Origin of the sequence: Collinsella sp. i05-0019-G5 (genome assembly GCF_042851345.1) — a bacterium.
Taxonomy (GTDB): Bacteria; Actinomycetota; Coriobacteriia; order Coriobacteriales; family Coriobacteriaceae; genus Collinsella.
The window spans coordinates 2358977-2378416 of the sequence record NZ_AP031421.1; the positions used below are offsets into that span (position 1 = coordinate 2358977).

At 60.9% G+C, this 19440-nt stretch carries 9 protein-coding genes; 1 reads left to right on the forward strand and 8 read right to left on the reverse strand.

All coding sequences use genetic code 11. From position 1 onward, the window contains the following. Nucleotides 1–8: 8 nt before the first annotated feature. The 6 genes from glpK to prfA all read right to left on the reverse strand — a co-directional run bounded on the left by glpK (nt 9) and on the right by prfA (nt 6153). Nucleotides 9–1550, reverse strand: a complete 1542-nt coding sequence (gene glpK, locus ACGHIZ_RS11020; protein WP_390448047.1) for a glycerol kinase GlpK — start codon at nt 1548–1550, stop codon at nt 9–11. Between the two features lie 13 nt (nt 1551–1563). Next, a complete protein-coding gene (locus tag ACGHIZ_RS11025; protein ID WP_138375268.1) occupies nt 1564–2307 on the reverse strand; it encodes an L-threonylcarbamoyladenylate synthase in 744 nt (247 codons plus the stop codon). 148 nt (nt 2308–2455) lie between these two features. Next, nucleotides 2456–2758: a helix-turn-helix domain-containing protein gene (locus ACGHIZ_RS11030; RefSeq protein ID WP_006235701.1), complete on the reverse strand. Its 303-nt coding sequence runs from the start codon at nt 2756–2758 to the stop codon at nt 2456–2458. Then, complete coding sequence (locus tag ACGHIZ_RS11035; RefSeq protein WP_022094268.1) at nt 2745–3140, reverse strand: type II toxin-antitoxin system RelE/ParE family toxin; 396 nt, start codon at nt 3138–3140, stop codon at nt 2745–2747. The genes ACGHIZ_RS11030 and ACGHIZ_RS11035 overlap by 14 nt, the downstream gene beginning before the upstream one ends. A 75-nt stretch (nt 3141–3215) precedes the next feature. Beyond that, nucleotides 3216–4490: a HemK/PrmC family methyltransferase gene (locus tag ACGHIZ_RS11040; protein WP_161115375.1), complete on the reverse strand. Its 1275-nt coding sequence runs from the start codon at nt 4488–4490 to the stop codon at nt 3216–3218. Between the two features lie 595 nt (nt 4491–5085). Then, entirely contained in the window at nt 5086–6153 is a 1068-nt protein-coding gene (gene prfA / locus ACGHIZ_RS11045) for a peptide chain release factor 1 (RefSeq protein WP_138375237.1), read from the reverse strand. 508 nt (nt 6154–6661) lie between these two features. Here prfA and ACGHIZ_RS11050 point away from each other — a divergent pair. Continuing rightward, complete coding sequence (locus ACGHIZ_RS11050) at nt 6662–6820, forward strand: hypothetical protein (RefSeq protein ID WP_158567811.1); 159 nt, start codon at nt 6662–6664, stop codon at nt 6818–6820. 81 nt (nt 6821–6901) lie between these two features. On the opposite strand, the gene ACGHIZ_RS11055 is transcribed toward ACGHIZ_RS11050, so the two are convergent. Continuing rightward, entirely contained in the window at nt 6902–17698 is a 10797-nt protein-coding gene (locus ACGHIZ_RS11055) for a Spy0128 family protein (RefSeq protein WP_390448051.1), read from the reverse strand. A gap of 298 nt (nt 17699–17996) precedes the next feature. Next, a complete protein-coding gene (locus ACGHIZ_RS11060; protein ID WP_138375235.1) occupies nt 17997–19424 on the reverse strand; it encodes a M20/M25/M40 family metallo-hydrolase in 1428 nt (475 codons plus the stop codon). Between the last annotated feature and the right edge of the window lie 16 nt (nt 19425–19440).

Below are 19440 nucleotides of genomic sequence, written 5' to 3' on the forward strand. Positions count from 1 at the left end.
TCGCAGCCCTACTGTGCGGTACTGAGCGAGCGCTTGACTGCATCACGCCAGCCCGCAAGGTTTTGCTCGCGACGCTCGGCGGACATATGGGGAAGGAAGGTCCTAACGATCTGGGCATTTTGCTCCAGCTCTTCAAGGTCTTCCCAATAGCCGACGGCAAGACCCGCCAAGTACGCGGCACCGATTGCCGTGGTCTCCACCGTCTCGCATTGCAGCACGGGGATATCCAGCAGGTCGGCCTGGAATTGCATGATGAACTCGTTGCGCGAGGCACCGCCATCGACAGACAGGCGCTCAATCGAAAGCCCCACGTCCTGCTCCATGGCGCGCAGCACGTCGTAGCTCTGATATGCCATGGATTCGCAGGCGGCACGTACGATGGTCGCACGGCTCGAGGCGCCGGTCAGACCGCACACGATACCGCGGGCATGCGGGTCCCACCAGGGAGCACCCAAACCTGCAAAGGCGGGAACGAAGTAGCAGCCCTCGTTGTCGCTAATCGAAGCGGCGAGTTGTGCCGACTCGCTCACACTCGAGATGATGCCCATGTTGTTGCGAAGCCAGTTCATCGTTGAACCGGCGGCAAAAATAGAGCCCTCGAGCGCATAGCTGACTTTGCCGTCCGCAGCGATACCGATGGTGGAGACCAGGCCATTCTTGGATTCGACGATCTCGTCACCGGTGTTCATGAGCATAAAGCAGCCCGTGCCATAGGTGTTTTTGGTCTGGCCGGGATAGAAGCAGCAGTGGCCGAACAGCGACGCCTGTTGGTCACCCGCCACGCCCATGATGGGCGGCATGTTGGTCATGATGTCGCTCGCGACGCGGCCGTAGTCGCCCGAGCTCCAGCGAACCTCGGGCATCATGGAACGTGGAACGTCAAAGAGCGCCAGCAGGTCGTCGTCCCAATCGAGCGTATGGATATTAAAGAGTGCCGTGCGGCTGGCATTGGTGTAGTCGGTGGCAAAGACCTGGCCGCCGGTGAGGTTGTAGATGAGCCAGGTGTCGATGGTGCCAAACATGAGGTCGCCCGCCGCCGCGCTCTCGCGTGCGCCGTCGACGTTGTCGAGAATCCACTGCACCTTGGAGGCCGAGAAATACGGGTCAAGCGTGAGTCCCGTGCGGGAGCGCACCAGCTCCTCGCAACCCTGTTCAACCAACGCGTCGATCGCCGGCGCGGTACGACGGCACTGCCATACGATGGCGTTATAGATGGGCTGGCCGCTCACGCGGTCCCAGACCACCGTGGTCTCGCGCTGGTTGGAGATGCCGATGGCGGCGATGCGATCGGAATGGATGCCGCTCTTAAACTGAACCTCCATCATGACGGCAATCTGGCTGGCAAGGACCGTCATGGGGTCTTGCTCTACCCAACCGGGACGCGGAAAACTCGTTTTGACGCTGCGACGTGCCTGCGCGACGATGCATCCATACTCGTCGACGATGGTCGCAAGTACCGAGGTGGTGCCGCAGTCGAGCGCCATGATGTAGGAACCGCCAAAGTTAAACGAGGCATCTTCCATGCCCAGGCTGCCCAGATTCAACGACATCGCTTACACCTTTCTATTGCATCGGGTCGGACAGGACCCGTTCGATCTCTGATGCGGGAAGTGCGCCTTGGCGCAGGATCTGGAGCCCGCCGCGCTGGAACGACACGATGGTCGAGGCGTCGCGACACGGGGTCTCGCCGGCGTCGACGGCAACATCGACCCCCTCCAGGATGCGACCTTCGACGGCGGCAAAGCTTGCCGGCGAGGGCGCGCCGTGTGTGTTGGCGCTCGTGCAGGCAAGGGGACTGCCGCAGGCGCGGATGAGCGCTTGGACCACGGGAGAGGCCGAAGCGCGCAGGGCCACGGTGTCGTCGGCAGCACGCATAAAGGTCGGCACGCAGGGAGCCGCCTTGACCACGATAGTCAGGGCTCCCGGCCAGCATCGTCGCGCAAGTACGCGGGCATCTTCCGGGATATCCACGCCATAGCGGTCGAGCGCCTCGACGCCATCGACCAGCCAGGCGACCGTTTGGGTGAGTTCACGTTGCTTGAGAGTGAAGATGCGTCGATAGCCGGTGCCGAGCGCAGGGACTGCGGCACCGTTGACGGCAGCCTGCGGATCGCGCGGCCACGATGGGAATTCGCTTGTATCTTGGGGCACGGCGTCCGAGAAGGCGTTGACTGCCACGGCGACACCGTAGACGGTCTCGGTCGGAATCAAGGCCAGGCCGCCGCGGCCGAGCACCTCGGCTGTGCGCTCGACGGCAAGCCGATGCGGCTCGCGCGTTCCCTCGTATACCCGATAGACCGTCTGCATGTGTATGCCAGCCCCTTACGCTCTGGTGAAAGTTTGTTTACTGAGGGGCATTCTCGCACGAAACGTTCAACCTATTTGGCCAGAGTGCATGTTGGTTTGGTGAGCGGCTCTAGTAGTCGGTGAAAGTGAGGGGGTTAATTGAAGATTTTTAGCGCGCAAGCGTAACGGTACGATCGGGAAACTCGATGCTTGCAACCAGTTTTCCGCCGAGGCTCTCTGCGTACCTGCTCAGCGTGTCGAGCCTCATCGAACCCAACTCCCCACGCTCGAGCTCGGATACACGTTTTTGAGAAACGCCCATCGACTGGGCGACCGACGCCTGTGTTAGATCTTTTAACCTGCGAATCTGAGCAAGCTTATAGGCTTCGATACGATCGCGAGTCCTCTCCTGCTCGGCGGTAATGGAGTCGCGTGTTATCCCGCGAGATTCCATATACTCATGCAGTTCCATCTCGATCGAGCCTCCTTACGTGGCGACGGTATATTTGCTCGGCCCTTGGAATGTTGATCGCATACCAACCGTTCCATTTTGCCCTTGACGATCCCGCTCGCGACTTATCACCCGCCAATAGCAATACCGCCTGGCGCTTGGGGTCAAAGGCGAAGAGGATGCGAATCACCTGCCCACCACACGACGTCACTCTCAGCTCCTTTAAATGATGAAGCTTCGAGCCCTTTACGCGGTCAACCAGCGGACGACCAAGGCTGGGACCTTCCTTCTCGAGCACCAAAAGGTCTGCATAAATCTGCTTCAGCGTAGCTTCATCCTGCTCATCAAGCCAAGGTTCAATGTAATCAAGCACGATACGGTACCGATGCAGCTGATTTGACATACCTTTCTCCTTCTATAGTAGAAGTTTTACGGTATATTGCAAGGACAAACTTGCGCAAATGTCTATTAATTCAGCTTAAATACGCTGTTTGGGCTCGGTGACGATGGCTCGGACGATGCGGGGGCGATCGGTGAGGTCATGGACGATACGCACGTCCGAAAGGCCTGCCTGGCGACAGAGCTCGGCCGCGGCATCGAGGGCACCCTCGTAGAGCTCGCAGGCAAACAGGCCGCCGGCGCGCAGCATGTAAGGCGCCGCATTGAGCAGGCGGCGGAAAATATCGAGGCCGTCGGCGCCGCCCTCGAGCGCCAGGTCGGGCTCAAAGTCCTTGACCTCGTGCGGCAGCGAGCGCATGACGTCGGTCGGGATGTAAGGCGGGTTGGAGACGAGCACATCAAAGGTGCCCCACTCTTCGCGGGGAATGGAACTCACCAGGTTGGTGAGGCTAAAGGCAACCTCATCTGCCGTGAGGCCGAGGGCGTCGCGGTTTTTGGTGGCCAGATCGATGGCGCGCGGCTCGATATCGGTGGCGGTGCAGGTAACGTGGCCGCGGCGCTCCCAGGCAAGGGAGAGCGAAATGCAGCCCGTGCCGCAGCCGACCTCGAGAACGCGGGCAGTGCAGGGCTCGGTTGGGGCAGATACGTTAGCCTCGGCGGCATCTTGCGCGGGAGTCGCCTGTTGGTCGTTGTCCTCAATGGCGATGCCGTATTCGTCGAGCTCGGGCTCGGGGGTTTCCATGGCCTCTGCTTCTGCCGCTTCGGCTTCTGCTGCCTGCGCGGCGGCTTCCTCGGCCTCGCGGTCGGCCAGTTCCTCGGCATAGGCGCGGCTACCGAGCACGTCGCTACCCAGCGCAGCCTCATCGGCGGCCGTCAGGTTGGCGGCACGGCGCTCGGCGGCCGCGCGTTCGTCAGCCAGCGCCGCCTCGGCTTTGCGGGCCTGCTCGACCTCATCGTTCCAAGGCAGCTCAACACGCTGACGGGCAGCAGCCTCGGGGCTCAGCACCTCGGCATCCAGATAATTGAGGACTTCCTCGACGAGCATCTCGGTCTCGGGGCGCGGAATGAGCACACCGGGGGCGCACGCGACGTCGATCATGCGAAACTGCGTGCTGCCGGTGATGTACTGCAGCGGCTCGCCCTTCGCGCGACGGACGACCGCCGCGTGCATGGTCTCGAGCTGCGATGCGTCGAGCGTCTCGTCCATGCGCATATACAAGTCGATACGCGCCAGGCCCGTGGCCGCGCACAGCAGCCACTCGGCAGAAAGACGGGGATGCTCCTCACCGCGCTCGGCCAGGTACTCCTTGGTCCACTCGAGACAACGCTTGATGGTCCAGATCTCGTTTGCCATGGGGTCCTCCCCTCTTAAGCGCCGGGCGGCGCGCGAATGTCGGAGCAGATTGTACGCGAGGGTGGCACGCGGCAAGGGACGATTGGAAGCGATTATCGAGAATCAGCCCAGAATTTTGCACCGAGCTCGCTCAAAGTGTTCATTCGCCGACGTCCAGATTTGCATTCGTCAAGCTTTTGGCAAGGTTGCCCCAAAACTAACCAATATCTAACCAAACGCTTGCCACATCACTTGACGCGCAACGCGTCAAAAATCACCCCGCGACTTCTTGGACGATTTTTCAAGCAATATTTTCAATTGCAGATGCATACCGTTAATTGCTTTCAGCAGGTAGACAGCTTGAAGTCTATCAAAGACGATTGAATAACATCTCAAAGCAATAAGCCCAACCTAGTCGTTTAAGAACGTCCCCAATGACCACCTCTAAGGCGCCGCAGGTTGAGCATAAGTCAGCGAAAACGCCCCTAAGCGAGCAAGGTGACGTGAAAGAGGAGGGAAGCGTACTTCGGTACGCGACCGACGATTGAACGTCAGATTGCCGCTTAGGGGCGTTTGCAGCGTCGAGCCGTTACGCGGTTTGGTAAAACCGCGTAACCTAAACAGCCTGTGCCAGCTTCTCGGCTCGCTCGGCGGCGGCGAGCGCCTCGATGACGGTGCCGAGCTGATCGCCCAGAAGGACGCCGTTGTAGGTGGAGTTGAAACCGATGCGGTGATCGGTCACGCGGTCCTGGGGCTGGTTGTAGGTACGGATCTTCTCGGAACGGTTGCCGTGGCCGATCTGGCTCTGGCGCTCAGCACCAAGCTCTGCCTGCTGCTTCTCGAGCTCCATCTCGTACAGACGAGCACGCAGCATCTGCATGCAGACCTCGCGGTTCTGAATCTGGGAGCGCTGCTCCTGCGACTGCACCACGGTGTTGGTGGGCAAGTGGGTGATGCGCACGGCGGAGTAGGTAGTGTTAACGCACTGACCGCCAGGGCCGGAGGCGCAGTAGGTGTCGATGCGCAGGTCGGACTGGTTGATCTGGACGTCAATTTCCTCGGCCTCGGGAAGTACGGCGACGGTAGCCGTGGAGGTCTGAATGCGGCCCTGGGACTCGGTCTTGGGAACGCGCTGGACGCGATGCACGCCGGACTCGAACTTCATGACGGAGTAGACGCGGTCGCCCTCGACCTTGAACTCGATGGACTTAAAGCCGCCGGCCTCGCTGGGGCTGGAATCGAGCACGGTGGTCTTCCAGCCGCGCGATTCGCAGAAGCGCTGGTACATCTTGTACAAGTCGCCGGCGAAGATGGCTGCCTCGTCGCCACCGGCGGCGGAGCGAATCTCGACGATGGTGTTCTTGTCGTCGTTGGGGTCGCTCGGGATGAGCATGTACTTGATGTCTTCCTCGAGCTGGGGAAGCTTTTCCTCGTTCTCGGAGATGTCCATCTGGAGCATCTCCTTCTCGTCCGCATCGCTGGTGTCGCGGAGCATCTCCTTGGCGGCCTCGATGTCATCGAGCGCGCCGATGTACTCGCGCGAGGCAGCGATGAGGTCGGACTGGTGTGCGTACTCCTTGTTGAGACGCGTGAACTCCTTGATGTCGGAGGCGACGGCCGGGTCGGAAAGCTTCTTCTCGAGCTCCTCGTAGGCCTTAATGATCTTTTCGAGCTTGTCGCGCATGGCGGGACTCCTTTATGTGCGTGAAGGCGAAAATCGGCAGAGTTGATGGGGCGCGCGGCGCCACTGCGGGGGTAAGCCCAGCTAGAACATGTCGATCTTCAGATACATGCGCATCCCTTCGCGTATGAGGTACATAGTTGCGGTCTAACCCATACATGATAGCGTGCGCAGGCATACCTGCATATAACCCGCACGGAATGCGACAAAGGGTCAGTCTCTTTCCTTGAATACAACTTCATCCGAACGCCTCCCGCATTCATCCGCACATATACGGATAAATTTGGGAATCCGATACCCTGAGGGCCGGATCGGCCGGCCCCGGGAGATCGGAGGACGCCATGTCCGGAAAGGGCGGGAAGGGCGCCGCGAGGGCGGTCCCGAGGACCCACGGCAGGCTCACCGGGTACGAGCGGGACACGGTCCAGAGGATGCTGAAGCGCAGGGTTCGCTCGGCCACTTTCTCGAGAGGTTCAAGGGCGTATCGACCCGCAGGCTCCACAGCTGCCTGATGTGGTTCAGATGGCTGCGCGAGGCCGCACGCGTCGGGGACAGGACGTCGCTCATGCGCGAGCAGCTCGACGACGGGCGCTACGAAAAGATCCGGAAGAAGATGATGGAGCCGGAGTACGAGTTCCATCTGGAGCCGGACGTGCAAACGGCGGGTTAACATAGCCTTTCACCAAAAAGGGCGAGCGGCCGCGCCCTGCGACCACCCGCCCTCAATCAAAGCCCTTCTCGGCCGCCGTAGCTACCGGTTCCGGCGCCGCAGGATAACGCCTGCGGCGATCAGCACCACCGCGCCGCCCGCGATGCCACCCAGGGCCATCGGCGACAAGCTGGTATCGCCCGTATACGGCAGACCCGGCTTCTCCTCCTTCGGCACCGGTGACTTGCTCGGCGGATTGGTGGGCGGCTCCGTCGGCGGGGTGGTCGGCGGCGTGTACGTGTTCTTGAACACCGGCGCCACGGCGCCGTCATAGGTTACCGTCGCCACCAGATGGCCCGCACCGTCGTCCGTCACCGTCACCGTTACCCGGTGCTCGGCCGCGTCGTACGTCACGTTCTTCTGACCGTCGTCCACCTCGGAGATGCTGTAGGCGTACGTTCCGGGCTTGTCGTACGAGATCGCCTCGAAGCCCACCGTGCCGTCCGCCGCGTTCTTTGCGGTCTGCAGCACCTTGCCGTCGGCATCCTTCAGCTGGAAGGAGAACTGCCCTTCCTTCAGGTCCTCGCCGCTCAGCACCTTGGAGGCCCCCAGCTTCACCTCAGTCGCGGCCGGCGCGTAACTGTTGCTGAACGCCACCGCATCCGCAGCCTTGCCGCCCTTGCTGTAGGCAACCTGCGCCTCCAGCGCGTGCGTCTCCGCATTCTCCGTCACCGTCACCGTCGCGGTAAAGACCGTCGTGTCGTAGGTGACGCCGTTCGCCGTCGCCCCTGCCCGCTCGGACACGGTGTAGACGTACGTCCCCACCTTGTCCAGCTGCAGCGGCGCGAAGCCGAACGTGCCGTCGGCGCCGTTCTGCACCGTCTGCACCACGTTACCGTCGGCGTCCTTCAGGTCGAAGAAGAACTCACCCTCGGCCAGGTCGCGGCCGGTCAGGGCCTTCGTTCCGGTAATCGTCGCCGTCGTTGCCGTCGGCGTGTAGGTGTTGGTGAAGGTCAGATCCGCGGCCGTCTTGTTCGCCGTCGCGGTCAGCTGGCCGCTGCCGTCGTCGGTCGCACTCACCGTCACATCCAACACCGCATCGCTGTAAGTGATGGTGCCATCTTGGCCCGCAACCTCCTTCACCTGGTACGCATGCGAACCAGTCGCGGTGTACGAGATGGCCTTGAAGGTAAACGCGTTACCCACGTTCGTGGTCCGGTCGATCTCCTGCCCGGTGGCCACGTCAATCAGCGCGAACGTGAACTCGCCATCGGCGGGCGTCCGCATGGTGGCCGAATCGGTATTCTCAAGCACCTTGGTGCCGGAGATCTGGTAGGAGGTCGCGCCCGGCTGGTAGCTGTTCGCAAACGTCATGGTGTTGGGGGTGACGCCGTTCTCGGTGCCCTCGCTCGGCTTCACCGTGGAGTTCTCTACCACCAGCTTGCCGTCGTTGTTGTCCTTCACCACGTAGGTCAGGGTGTACGTCTTGCCGGTGTAGGTCACGCCCGGCACGCCCGGCGCGTCCCCCGTCGGCTGCACCTCGCGGACCGTGTAGGTAAAGGTGCCCGCATGGTCGAAGGTCAGCTTGTCGAAGGCAACCTTGCCGTGCGCATCGTTCTTCTGGGTCTGGATCACCGAGCCGTCAGACCCCACCAGCTCGAAGGCGAAGTCTCCCGCCTTTAGCTGATAGCTGCCGTCGTGCACGTCAACGCTCTTGGTGAGGGCGATCGCGCCGGAGTCCGTCGCCTGTGCCTCATAGGTGTTGGTGAAGCTGGGCTTCGTGACATTCGTGCCGTCGTAGGCGACGCTCGCCTGCAGCGTGCCGGCATTGTCCGCAACCGTCACCACGGCATGGTGCACCGCGGCGTCGTAGGTCACGTAGGCCAGATCACCCTTCCGCTCCACGATGGTGTACTCGTGCGTGCCCGGCTTCGCGTAGGAGAAGGCGTCGAAGTTAACACTTCCGTCCGCGCCGTTGGTCGCGGTCCGGACGGGCTTGGCCCCGGCAAGCTGCTCAGCCGTCAGGTTGCCCTCGTACACATCGAAGGTGAACTCGCCGCACTTGGGGACGATCGGCGTGTTGTCGTCCTTCTTCACATAGCTCTTCTGCGCACCGAGGGCCAGGCCGGTCGCGGCCGGCTGGTAGGTGTTGGTGAAGGTATCCGAGCCGGATGCGCTCGTCACGATCGCCTTCGCATTCAGTGCTCCGTTCCCGCCGTCCGCGACCGTCACCGTATAGGTGAGGGGATGGCTGTCATAGACCATGCCCGGCTCCGCGCCCGGCTGCTCCACGATGGTGTAGGTGAAGTCCTTGCTCGCGGCGCCGTCCAAGTCGGAGAGCTGGAACTCGCGCGTGAAGCTGACCTTGCCGTTTGCATCGTTCTTCGCGGTGTCGAGCACGTTGCCGGCAGCGTCCTTCAGGTCGAAGGTGAACTCGCCGTCCGCGGGCTTCGTCGTGTGGTCGAAGCCGTCCGCAACCTTGATGGTCTTGGTCGCCGTCAGGGTTACGGAACCCTTTGCGTCGTAGGTGTTGTTGAAGGTGGGAGCCGTAGCGGCACCGTCATAGGTGACGGTCACCTTCGTCTTGTTGTTGTCGCCCTGGTTCTGCTCTACCTTGACGTGGACCTTGACTTCCTTGGCGTCGTAGGCCACGCCGTCGACGGTCTGGCCGGCTTTCTCCTCCTTGAGCGTGTAGTCGTACTCGCCCAGGTTCAGGTTCTTGACGGCCAGCTCGACCTTGCCGCCCCGGTCGTTGGTGCCCTTGGCGACCTCGTTGCCGGCCTGGTCGTACAGGCCGAAGGTGAACGCGTCGGCCGTCAGGTCCTTGCCCGTGAGGATCTTCGTCGCCTCGACGGTAACGTCCGTCGTCGGCTTCGAGTTGGTGAAGGTCGGAACGTCGGCCTCGCCGTCGTAGGTGGCGGTCGCCTTTAGCTCGCCCTTCTCATCGGAGACCTTGATGTGGACCTTCACGTCCTTCGTGTCGTACACGACGGTCGGGTCGTTGCCGGCAACCTCCTTGATGGTGTAGTCGTGATCGCCCGGCGTGTCGTAGCTGATTGCCTGGAAGGCGACCTTGCCGTCCTTGTCATTCTGGACGGTCTGGATCACGTTGCCATCCTTGTCGAGCAGCTGAAACGTGAAGTCGCCCCCTGCGAGCTCGCCACCCGTGAAGCGCTTCGTCGCCTTGAGCGTTACCGAGGTCTCCTTCGGGTGGTACGTGTTCGTGAAGGTCTTGTCTCCACTCGTTACCTGCGGTGTGGCCGTCAGCGAGCCGGTGCCATCGTCCGCGACCGTCACCTTGTAGATGAGCGCATGGGTGTCGTAGACCATGCCCGGCTCCGTGCCCGGCTTCTCCGCGATGGTGTAGGTGAAGTCCTTGCTCGCAGCGCCGCCCAGGTTGGAGAGCGTGAACTTGCGCGTGAACTTCACCGTGCCATCGGCCTTGTTCGTCGTGGTGCCGAGCACCTTGCCGTCGGCGTCCTTCAGCTCGAACGTGTATTCGCCGCCCTTCAGCTTGGTGTCGTGCGTGAAGCCCGGCGCGACCGCAACGATCTTGGTCGCCGTCAGCTCCACGGATCCCTTTGCGGTGTAGGTGTTCGTGAAGGTGGGGGCGACCGTCTTGCCGTCATCGTAGGTGACGCTCGCCTCCAACTGGCCGGCGTTGTCCACGACCTTCACCACGGCGTGGTGAACCGCATCGTCGTAGACCACGTGGGACAGGTCGCCCTTCTGCTCCACGATAGTGTATTTGTACTCGCCGGCCTTGGTGTAGTTGATGGCCGGGAAGGTAACGGTGCCGTCCTCGCCGTTCTTAGCGGTCTGGATGGGCTGCTTGCCCTTCAGCTGCTCAGCCGTCAGATCACCCTCGTACAGGTCGAAGGTGAACTCGCCGCCCCTGAGCGTGGCCTGCGTGTTGTCGGACTTCACGTACGATTTCTTCGCCGTGAGTGTAGCCAAGGTCTCGGCAGGCTGATACTTGTTAGTGAAGGTCGGGGCATCATTCTTGTCGTCATAGGTGACAGTCGCCTTTGCCTTGTCACCGTCCGCCTTCACCGAGACGTGGACCTTCACCGCCGTGAAATCGTAGGTGATGGTCGAATCGCTGTCAGCGACCTCCTTGAGCGTGTAGTCGTACTCGCCTATGGTCAGACCGGTGAGGATGAGCTTAATCTTGCCGTCCTTGTCGTTCTGGACAGTCTGGATGGGATCAACCGTAGTCGTGTCGCCTTGATATAGGCCGAAAGTGAACGCACCAGCCGTCAGGTCCTTGCCCTTGAGGATCTTCGTCGCCTCGATAGTGGCGTCGGCCGTCGGCTTCGAGTTGGTGAAGGTCGGCACGGCCTTCTCGCCGTCGTAGGTGGCGGCCGCGCTCAGCGTGCCGTTCTTGTTATCGGTGACGCTAACGTGCACTTTCACCGTCTTGCCATCGTAAACGATAGTCGGGTCGGCGCCTTCGACCTCCTTGATGGTGTAGTCGTGCTCACCGGCCTCGGTGTAATAAATGGCCGGGAAGGTGATGTTGCCATTGGCATCGTTCTTTTCTTCGGCGACAACCTTATTGCCTTCCTTCACCTGGAATGAGAACTGCTGGTTCTCAAGGGTGCCGCCTGTAAAGTGCTTCTTCGCCGCCAGGGTTACGGAACCCTTTGCGTCGTAGGTGTTGTTGAAGGTGGCGAGGTTCACCTTGCCGTTCTTGACCTCAAGCGTCTCGCTCTTGTCATCGCCGCCCTTCTCTACCGTCACGCCTGTGACAGTCAGCTTGGCATTCTTGTCCTCAACCTTCACCGTGACGGTGTAGGTGGAATCGTCCATCGTCCAGCCGGCGTTCTGCACGCCGTCCGCCGCGGGATCATCATCAGCGTTGTGCACCTCGGTGAGCGTGAACGTGTACTCGCCCGCCTTGTTGAACGCCATATTCGAGAAGTCGACCGTCTGGCCCTTGTCCTTGATGATCTTGCCACTCGTGACCTTTGACTCAGCATGCTCATTGCTCGCCAGAGCATCCGAGACTGTGAGGGCGCCGTCATCGATCTGCTTCTGCGTCTCCGGCGTGGCGGTCAGCGTGAACGAGAACGCCTTCTCCGTGCTCTCAACACCGGAGATCTTCTTCGTCACCTGCGGGGCCAGCTTATCGCTGGCAGTCGTCTTGTAGCTGTTCTTGAACGGGATGGTTGCCGTGTTGCCCTCGAGCGTTCCGTTGGGCGCAAACTCACGATAATCGACCTTCTCGCCATCACTGTTCAGAACTGTCGTCTCGATTTTCAGCGTACCGTCGCCGTTGTCGAACACCGCGATCTCGATGGTGTAGGCCGCCTTGTCGTAGGTGTAGCCGGCGGGAACGGACTTCGGCACGTTCTCTTCCACCCTGTATTGGTAGACGTTGGCGCCGTATTCATTGTTCACGTCGTCATGTGTGAACTGCAAGCCCTTCGGCAGCAGGCTCACGGTCTTGGTGTCCCCAAGCTTCATCTCGGGAATCTTGACTGTCTTCGTCCCACCCGTGATGCCGAGCTTCTTCGCCGCGGCGTCGGCGGAGGTCAGGATGAACTTCGTGCCATCCAGACCCTCGGCCTGATAGTCCTCGGGCGTCACCGTAAAGCTGAATGTGCTGCTCACATCACCGGTGCCGGTGAATTTCTTCTCAATCTGCAGACCGGCCTTCGCACCGTACTCAACCGTCTCGACCTTGTACTCGTTCTTAAACGGGACGATAGGCGTAGCGGGCTTCGCATCGCGACTCGAGACCGTCTGCACGTAGTTGGTCGTGGTATCGAGGCCCTTAATCGCCTCGGCCGTCAGCGCATCAACGTTGTCGTTCTCGCCAACGAGCGCCGTCACGTCCGGGCCCTTCACGATGGTCGTCTCGGTGTAGAGCTGGCCTTTGTTGTCCGGATTCGGCTTCACCGCAATGAGCACGTAGGCGTCACCGGGGTACTCGGTGTCATACGTGTATCCACCAGCGTTGGCGCCATGCGCCTCAGACACCTTGTACACATACACCTTGTTGTAGCTCAGCTGCGTGAAGTTCATCTTCAGCTTGCCGGACATCGTGGCGGTCTGCGTATCGTCACCGTCATCCTTGCCCACGGTGTTCTTGAACGACTTATCGGTATCAGCCGGCTCCGGGGCCGTCGTACCGTTATACGTCATCGCCTCGATGGTGAACGGGAACATGCCATTCTTCAGCGGGGTACCAACCAGAGTCTTGGTCACATCGATGCCCGCATAGGTACCGGAGGCCGTATAGGTGTTGGTAAACGCGGCAGCGCCCGTCACCTGTCGGTCGACATCCGTCATCGCCTGCTTGTTGTCGTACGCAACCGTCGCGGTCAGCTTACCGGTATGCGTGCCGTTCTCGATATCGGTCACTGTGTAGGTCACCGTGGACGTATGGCCGTCATAGCTGATGCCGGTCTTGTCCACGTTCTCCGACGCCTTCTCGTTCACCTTGAATTTGTACGTGCCAGGCTTGGTAAACACCAGGTCGCCCACACCAAAGGCTGCGGTACGGGTCACGGAAGAACCATCGCCGGAGATCGAAATCTTAGCAGCAATATCCCCAACGTCCTCGCCCGTGCCCGTCTTTTGGATAACGACCTTGTTTTTAACCGCTTTCGTCGTGGCGTCATCCGCCGGCGTCAGTGTGAAATCAAACGTATCGCTCGTCTCCCACGCGCGCCCGGTGAACGTCTTCTGCACCCTGATTGGCGCCGACGTCGCCTGGGTCACCGTGTAGGTGTTCTTGAACGGAATGTATCCGTTGGCGTCCGTCAGCTGCGTGCCGTCGGCCTTCCAATACGTGACCGTGGAGGACAGGCACCTACCCGTCCCAGACTCGTTATCAACCTGCTGGTTCTTCACCAGCACGTAGTACACCGCGTCATCGTAGCCCATGCCACTGGACGTCGATGTATCGGAATCCTTGACCTCGGTCACCCTGTACACGTAAGTGAGGTTCTCGCTGCCCATCGTATAGGTGATCTGCGGGAACGCGGCGATACCGCCGTCATCGTTCTTCGCCGTGGTCGTGGTGGACGTGCACCCCATAGGCATGGGGACCTTGCTGGCATCGACGCTGTAGGCAAGATCGCCGAACTTAAGGGTGCCACTCGGCACGGCATCATTCTTCATCCCGCCGAGTGCCTCGAGCTGGAACGTGAACTTATCCTTCACAAGCGGATTTGCACCGGACTGGTCGACATACGTCTTCTGCACGTGGAAGGAGATGGTCTTCTCATCGGTGTTATAGGTGTTCGTTATCTTGGCGATTTTGTCAGCAACCTCGATCGGGCTGTCCTCATGGCTCACGCCGTCGTCGGTGTAGGTCTGCTCCATCTTGACTGCCGGCTGCGACAGCGTGCCGTCGCCGCTATCCTTCACCGTCACCGTGACGCGGTAGGAAGCGCTTGAATACCCGAACCCGGGCAGCCAGCTAGCGTCGTTTTGAGACGGCGTGGCCTCGGCGATGAGATAGGTGTAGGTGCCGGGCTTGGTGTACTCAATCTCGCCGAAGTCGAACTTGTCCCCGTTCTCAACAGTCTTCACAACCTGCTTCATACCACTCACGGGTGCATTCTCGGCACCGTCGGGCATCGGCGTGCCCTTGTCCGCGCGCAGGTAAATCTTGAAGCTATCGCCATCTTTCCAGTCACGGCCCTGGAGCACCTTCTGCGCCCAGAACGCATTGGTGAGCGTCACCGGCGACTTTACGCTGTAGGTGTTTGTGAACACCAGCTTGTTGGCTTCGGCCAACGTGCCGTCGGCATTCTGTTTCGCGATCGTGCCGGAGATGCTGTCGCCCTCGCCGCCCAGGGCGTTGCCGCCCTGCTCGCGCTTGGTCAGCGTGAAGCCGGCCGGCATCTTGCCCGCGCGGGTCAGCTCCTGAACCGTATACTTGTCACCCTCGGCGAGACCGTACACGCGGATCGTCTGGCCGGCCGTGATGGTCTGCTCGCGTCCGTTCGTCAGGTCGAACATATCGCCGACCTGCTTCTCATCGGCCGCGCCCGCCTTCTCGAAGACTGCAGCCTTATACGTCTTCCCCTTGGGCACGGTGAACTTGAAGGTGAACTCCGCATCCTTATTGCCCGTCAGTCCATCGGGCACGTCAACCTTCTTCGTCACCTCGAGGCTCGCCTCGCGCTTGTTAGCCACGCGCACGCAGGTGGCGCCCGTAAACAGGGCATTCAGGTTGTTCATGTCGCGCAGATCGGCACGGGCACCTTTCGACTTGGTCCCCTTGGGCTGCTCGTCCTGGGTGATACCCATACGTATCCAGCCCGTCTCGGTCTCCAGGCGGTAGGGTTTGCCCTCCTCGGTGGGCCCATACTGGTAGACACGTCCGTTGGCACCGTACTTGAGGTGCACCGTGTCGCCGGCACCGGCGGGATCGACATTGCTCCACGACAGATTACCGTCAGTATCGGTCACACCATTCGAGGTCTGCCGCACACCCTTGATCCACGTGAGCGTGTTGTCGATGTCGCCCTCTGCGCCAAACTGGCCCAGGCTCTTCATCAGCGCGCCCGGGCCCACAAACGTCGAAACGCCGTCATCGCGCGTACCGGCATCGGCATGGACGCCGTAATCGTCCACAATCACTTTGGTGAGCGTGTCGTTGAGCAGGAAACCGCTCGGCGCTGAGATTTCCTTCAGGTAGTAGGTGCGTTTCGTAAGCGGCTTGTGCTCCTTGCTCGTATTCGGGAATATGCCCGCACCTTCGAGCGGGACCGGGTTGCCGACCGACCCCGTCGTCAGGGTGTCGTAGGGGGTCTGCTCGCCCTTGAGCACGACCTTGCCGTTTGCGTCTGTTGTCACCTGATCGGCCGTGTACAGGCCGAACTTCGCCCCCTCAACGGGCTTACCCGCGGTATCGGTCTTCTGCACGAACAGGCGGTTCTGGATGTTCGTGACGAGCAGGCGCGTGGCGAACTGTCGCTGGAAATTCTTCTCGCCGCTGGGGAGGTCATCGCTGAACACGTGGACCGTGTTGTCCGTATTCGCGTTGGCGATGGAACTCGCCGTTGTGTGGTAGATGGCCACCGTGTACTCGGCATCCTTGCGGGCATCACCGCTCAGCAGGTAGTAGTACTTGGAGATGTCACCGGGCAGATTTTGAATCTCTACCTGGTACTGGCCGCTCGTGTTGAGCGTGAAGGCGTGCAGGTCCTTCTTCGCCGCCTCGATAGCGCCGGCCTTGCTCGGCTTCTCGGCGAGGGTGTACCCCATTCCCGTCGATGGGTCGCCCGACACGGCGTACCAATTGTTCTGATTTTTGATATCTGCGTTTGCGCTTTTATCGCGCTTGAGCACCACAGCGAACAGTATGCCAGACTTCAGGTTGACGGTCTCGTCGGACTTCGTCAGGTCATCATTCGCCTTGTACACGTTCACCGGTGCGGTGATGGTCTCCTTCGCGCCGGCAAACGCACCAGTCTTCCACACGACGCTGTCCGCATCCATACCGCCGCGGTTGATGATGACGCCGCCCGCGCCGTTCTCAGCGCTCGCGGGCACGTACTCGAGCTGCATGCTGCCACCTGTCGCCGTGAGACTCGAGCGGTATCCCTCCGGCACGCGCGTCTCCTTCAGGAGGTAGTACTTGTTACCGTGATTCTTGTTGTAGAGATCGTCGAAGTTGATGACGCCGTTGTCATCGTCGTTCGTGAGCGTTAGGTGGCCGGCCTCGTCCGTGGTGCCGGAGCCGAGGAGCGCGTTCTTGTCATTGGTCGTATCTGTAAAGTTCTCGTCTGTTTTGTACAGCGCGAACTCGGCGCTCTGTACGAACTTGCCGTCCTGGTCGAACTTTATGATGTCGGACTCGGGCACCGTCACGAGGTTGAACTTGAGCTCCATGTTGGAGTCGGTGGCGCCGCGCTCCAGGTAGAAGAACTTGAGGGTGTGGTTGGTGTCGTCGGCGAAGGTGTTGCCTTCCCAGCTCGTGTCGCCGGCCTTGCCCGCCTTCTGGTACTTGCTCTTCAGCGTGCCGTTGTAATTGTCGTTTACCTTAATGTTGCCCGTATGAAAGTTGATGCTCAGACTCGCGCGGTTGTGAATACCGCCGATATCACCCACGAGGACATCATCGATGAACACCCAGACGTCATCATCGCCGGCGAACTCGAAGGTCATGTCATTATTATTGTTCGTCAGGCCGCCCTTGGGCTGCACGAATCGCGTGGACATTGAGAGACCGAAGTGGTGGTTGACGGGTTTGCCGCCGTTGTAGTGCGAATCACCGGTGTTGTCTGCCTTGATGCCGGTTTGGACGAGCTGGCCGTTTTCCTCTTTGAACACCTTGTCTGCCGCGTCGAACGGGAAGAACTGACCCTGGTGGGACGAATCGCCCACTTTGTCAATGCCCCAGGTGCCATAGATGTCGAAGGCATTCTTGTCAGCGTTGTAGGCTGCGTAGTTTTCGGAGCTGTCATAGACGTAGTAGCCGCCCTGAACCTTGAGGAGGCCCGTCACGCCAAAATGGGACGTCTTGCCGGTCTGGGCAGAGGAATCGAACAGGTAGCGGAGGGACTCGTCGCCCAAGGCTTCGGAAAGCTTCGGGTAGCCGTCTGAAAGCGTGTTGTTGACGATGCCGGGCCGCGGGCTCGTGCCGCCCGTCCATTGGTTGAGCGGCCCATCACCCTTGCCGTCGTTAAACTGGAACTTGTGGCCTGCGTTGACGCCGCCGCTGCCGGAAACCGACAGATGGTCATCGGGATTCACCCAGTAATCAAACAGGTTGATCGTCGTCCCCGAGGGCGAGGTCGTCGGAACCGTGTGGTCGGAGATCGCCGCCTCGGCACGAAGCGGCAGGAAGAAACTCGCCGTCAGCGCGACGGCGAGGGCCAGAACAATCGCATATGGCGAAACCGGGCGCAGCCCACGACGGCGGCCATAAGACATGACGGACCACCGCTCGCGCGGCCGATGTTCACCAGGAAGTTCCCTGCTTAGACACCCCCCCCCGGTAGCAATATTCACGAGTCGAGACGTCATCTCTCTGAGCTCCTGCATAATTTCCTCCCCAGTCACACGGCGACCTGCCCGGGCACTCCCCGGGGGGCCGAGGCAGTCTGGCACATGCCCGCAGTCGTTCAAGGAATACCAACCCCAGCATATGTCTCTTAAGATATCTTAGTCTTTTTCTATGACAGTTTTTGTCTCATTACCGATGAAATCGGCTCAGTCCCTTTGTCACATTCTAGAGCGTTTGAAGCAGAGCGATGAGGAAGCGTACGCCCTGGAGGTAGGCGCGGCGGGTGATGCGCTCGTTGGTGCCGTGGACACCGCGCTCGCACTCGTCATCGTCTACCACAAAGGCCGAGAAGCGAATGCACTCGGGGCAAATGCGCTGGTAGTTGGCAGCATCGGTCGCGCCAATCACGGTCGAGGGAACGATGCCGATAGGAGCTCCGCCCGCCGCCGATGATCCGTTTTCCTCCGTCCCCTTTGGATCGCGGAAATAGCGGGCGGCGATGGCACGGACGGCCTCGAGTCCCGGTCCGCCGATGCGCGGAGACGGCGAGGGTTCGGAGCTGCCAGGGCCGAGCTCGATCTCGACGCGGTCGGCGAGCCCCGCCTCGGCGACGGCGACGCAACAGCGGGCCACGACATCGGCCACACTCGTGCCCTCGAGCATGCGGAAATTGATATTGGCCCACATATCCTGCGGCATCACGTTAGCACCGGTGCTACCGCCCTCGATTTGGGTCGGTGCACAGGTGGAGGTCACGAGCGGATAGAGCTTCTTGCTGGCGAGGCACTCGCGCACGATGGCGTCCTTGTTGGAGGCGATCTCGTCGGCCGTGTAGAGCCCCAGCTCGACGAGCTGTGCGGCAAGCAGGTCCGTGACGCGCGTCGGCCATTCGATATCGCAGATTGCGGCGATGGCGCGGCTCAGCACCTCGAGCGAAGTGCCACCGTAGGGGTTGGAGGAATGCCCGCCCTCGCTACGCGTCCTCAACACGATATCGGCGTAGCCCTTCTCCGCGAGATCGGCATGCATAAGCCAGCCCTCGCCCGCGCTGTACTCGGCAGTCGGAACGATGCGGTAGTCGCCCTCGTCGATCAGGAACTCGAGCTCAACACCGCGCTCCTCGAGCACGCGGCCGATGGCACCCGCACCGAACTGCGTGGTTTCCTCGTCTTGGCCAAAAGCCAGCAGCAGGGTGCGCTCGTGCTCCCAGCCGTGGGCCAGCGCATACTCAACCGCCTCGAGAATACCTGCAACTTGATCTTTCATGTCGACGGCGCCGCGACCCCAAATGTAGGCGTCGTCCACCTGTCCGCTAAAGGGGGCGTGCGTCCAATCGTCCTCGGTGCCCGGCACCACGGGGACCACGTCCATGTGACCCATGAGCATAACGGGCTTGAGTGCGGGGTCGGAGCCGGAAAACGTCACCAGCAGCGAGTGGTCGATGAGTTCGACCTCGCCCGCCGCAAATACGTGCGGCCAGGCCTGCTGCATATAGGCGCGCAGGTCGTCGAACGGCTGCCAGTCCACCGCCTCGGCATCCATGCTCGAAATGGTCGGAAACGACAGCACGCGGCTCAGGCGCTCGCATGCGCCGGCCTTGTCCAAATCGGCAAAATCATCCTCATGCGCAAAGAAGCGCCAAACCTCGGCCATAACGTCCTTTCGATCG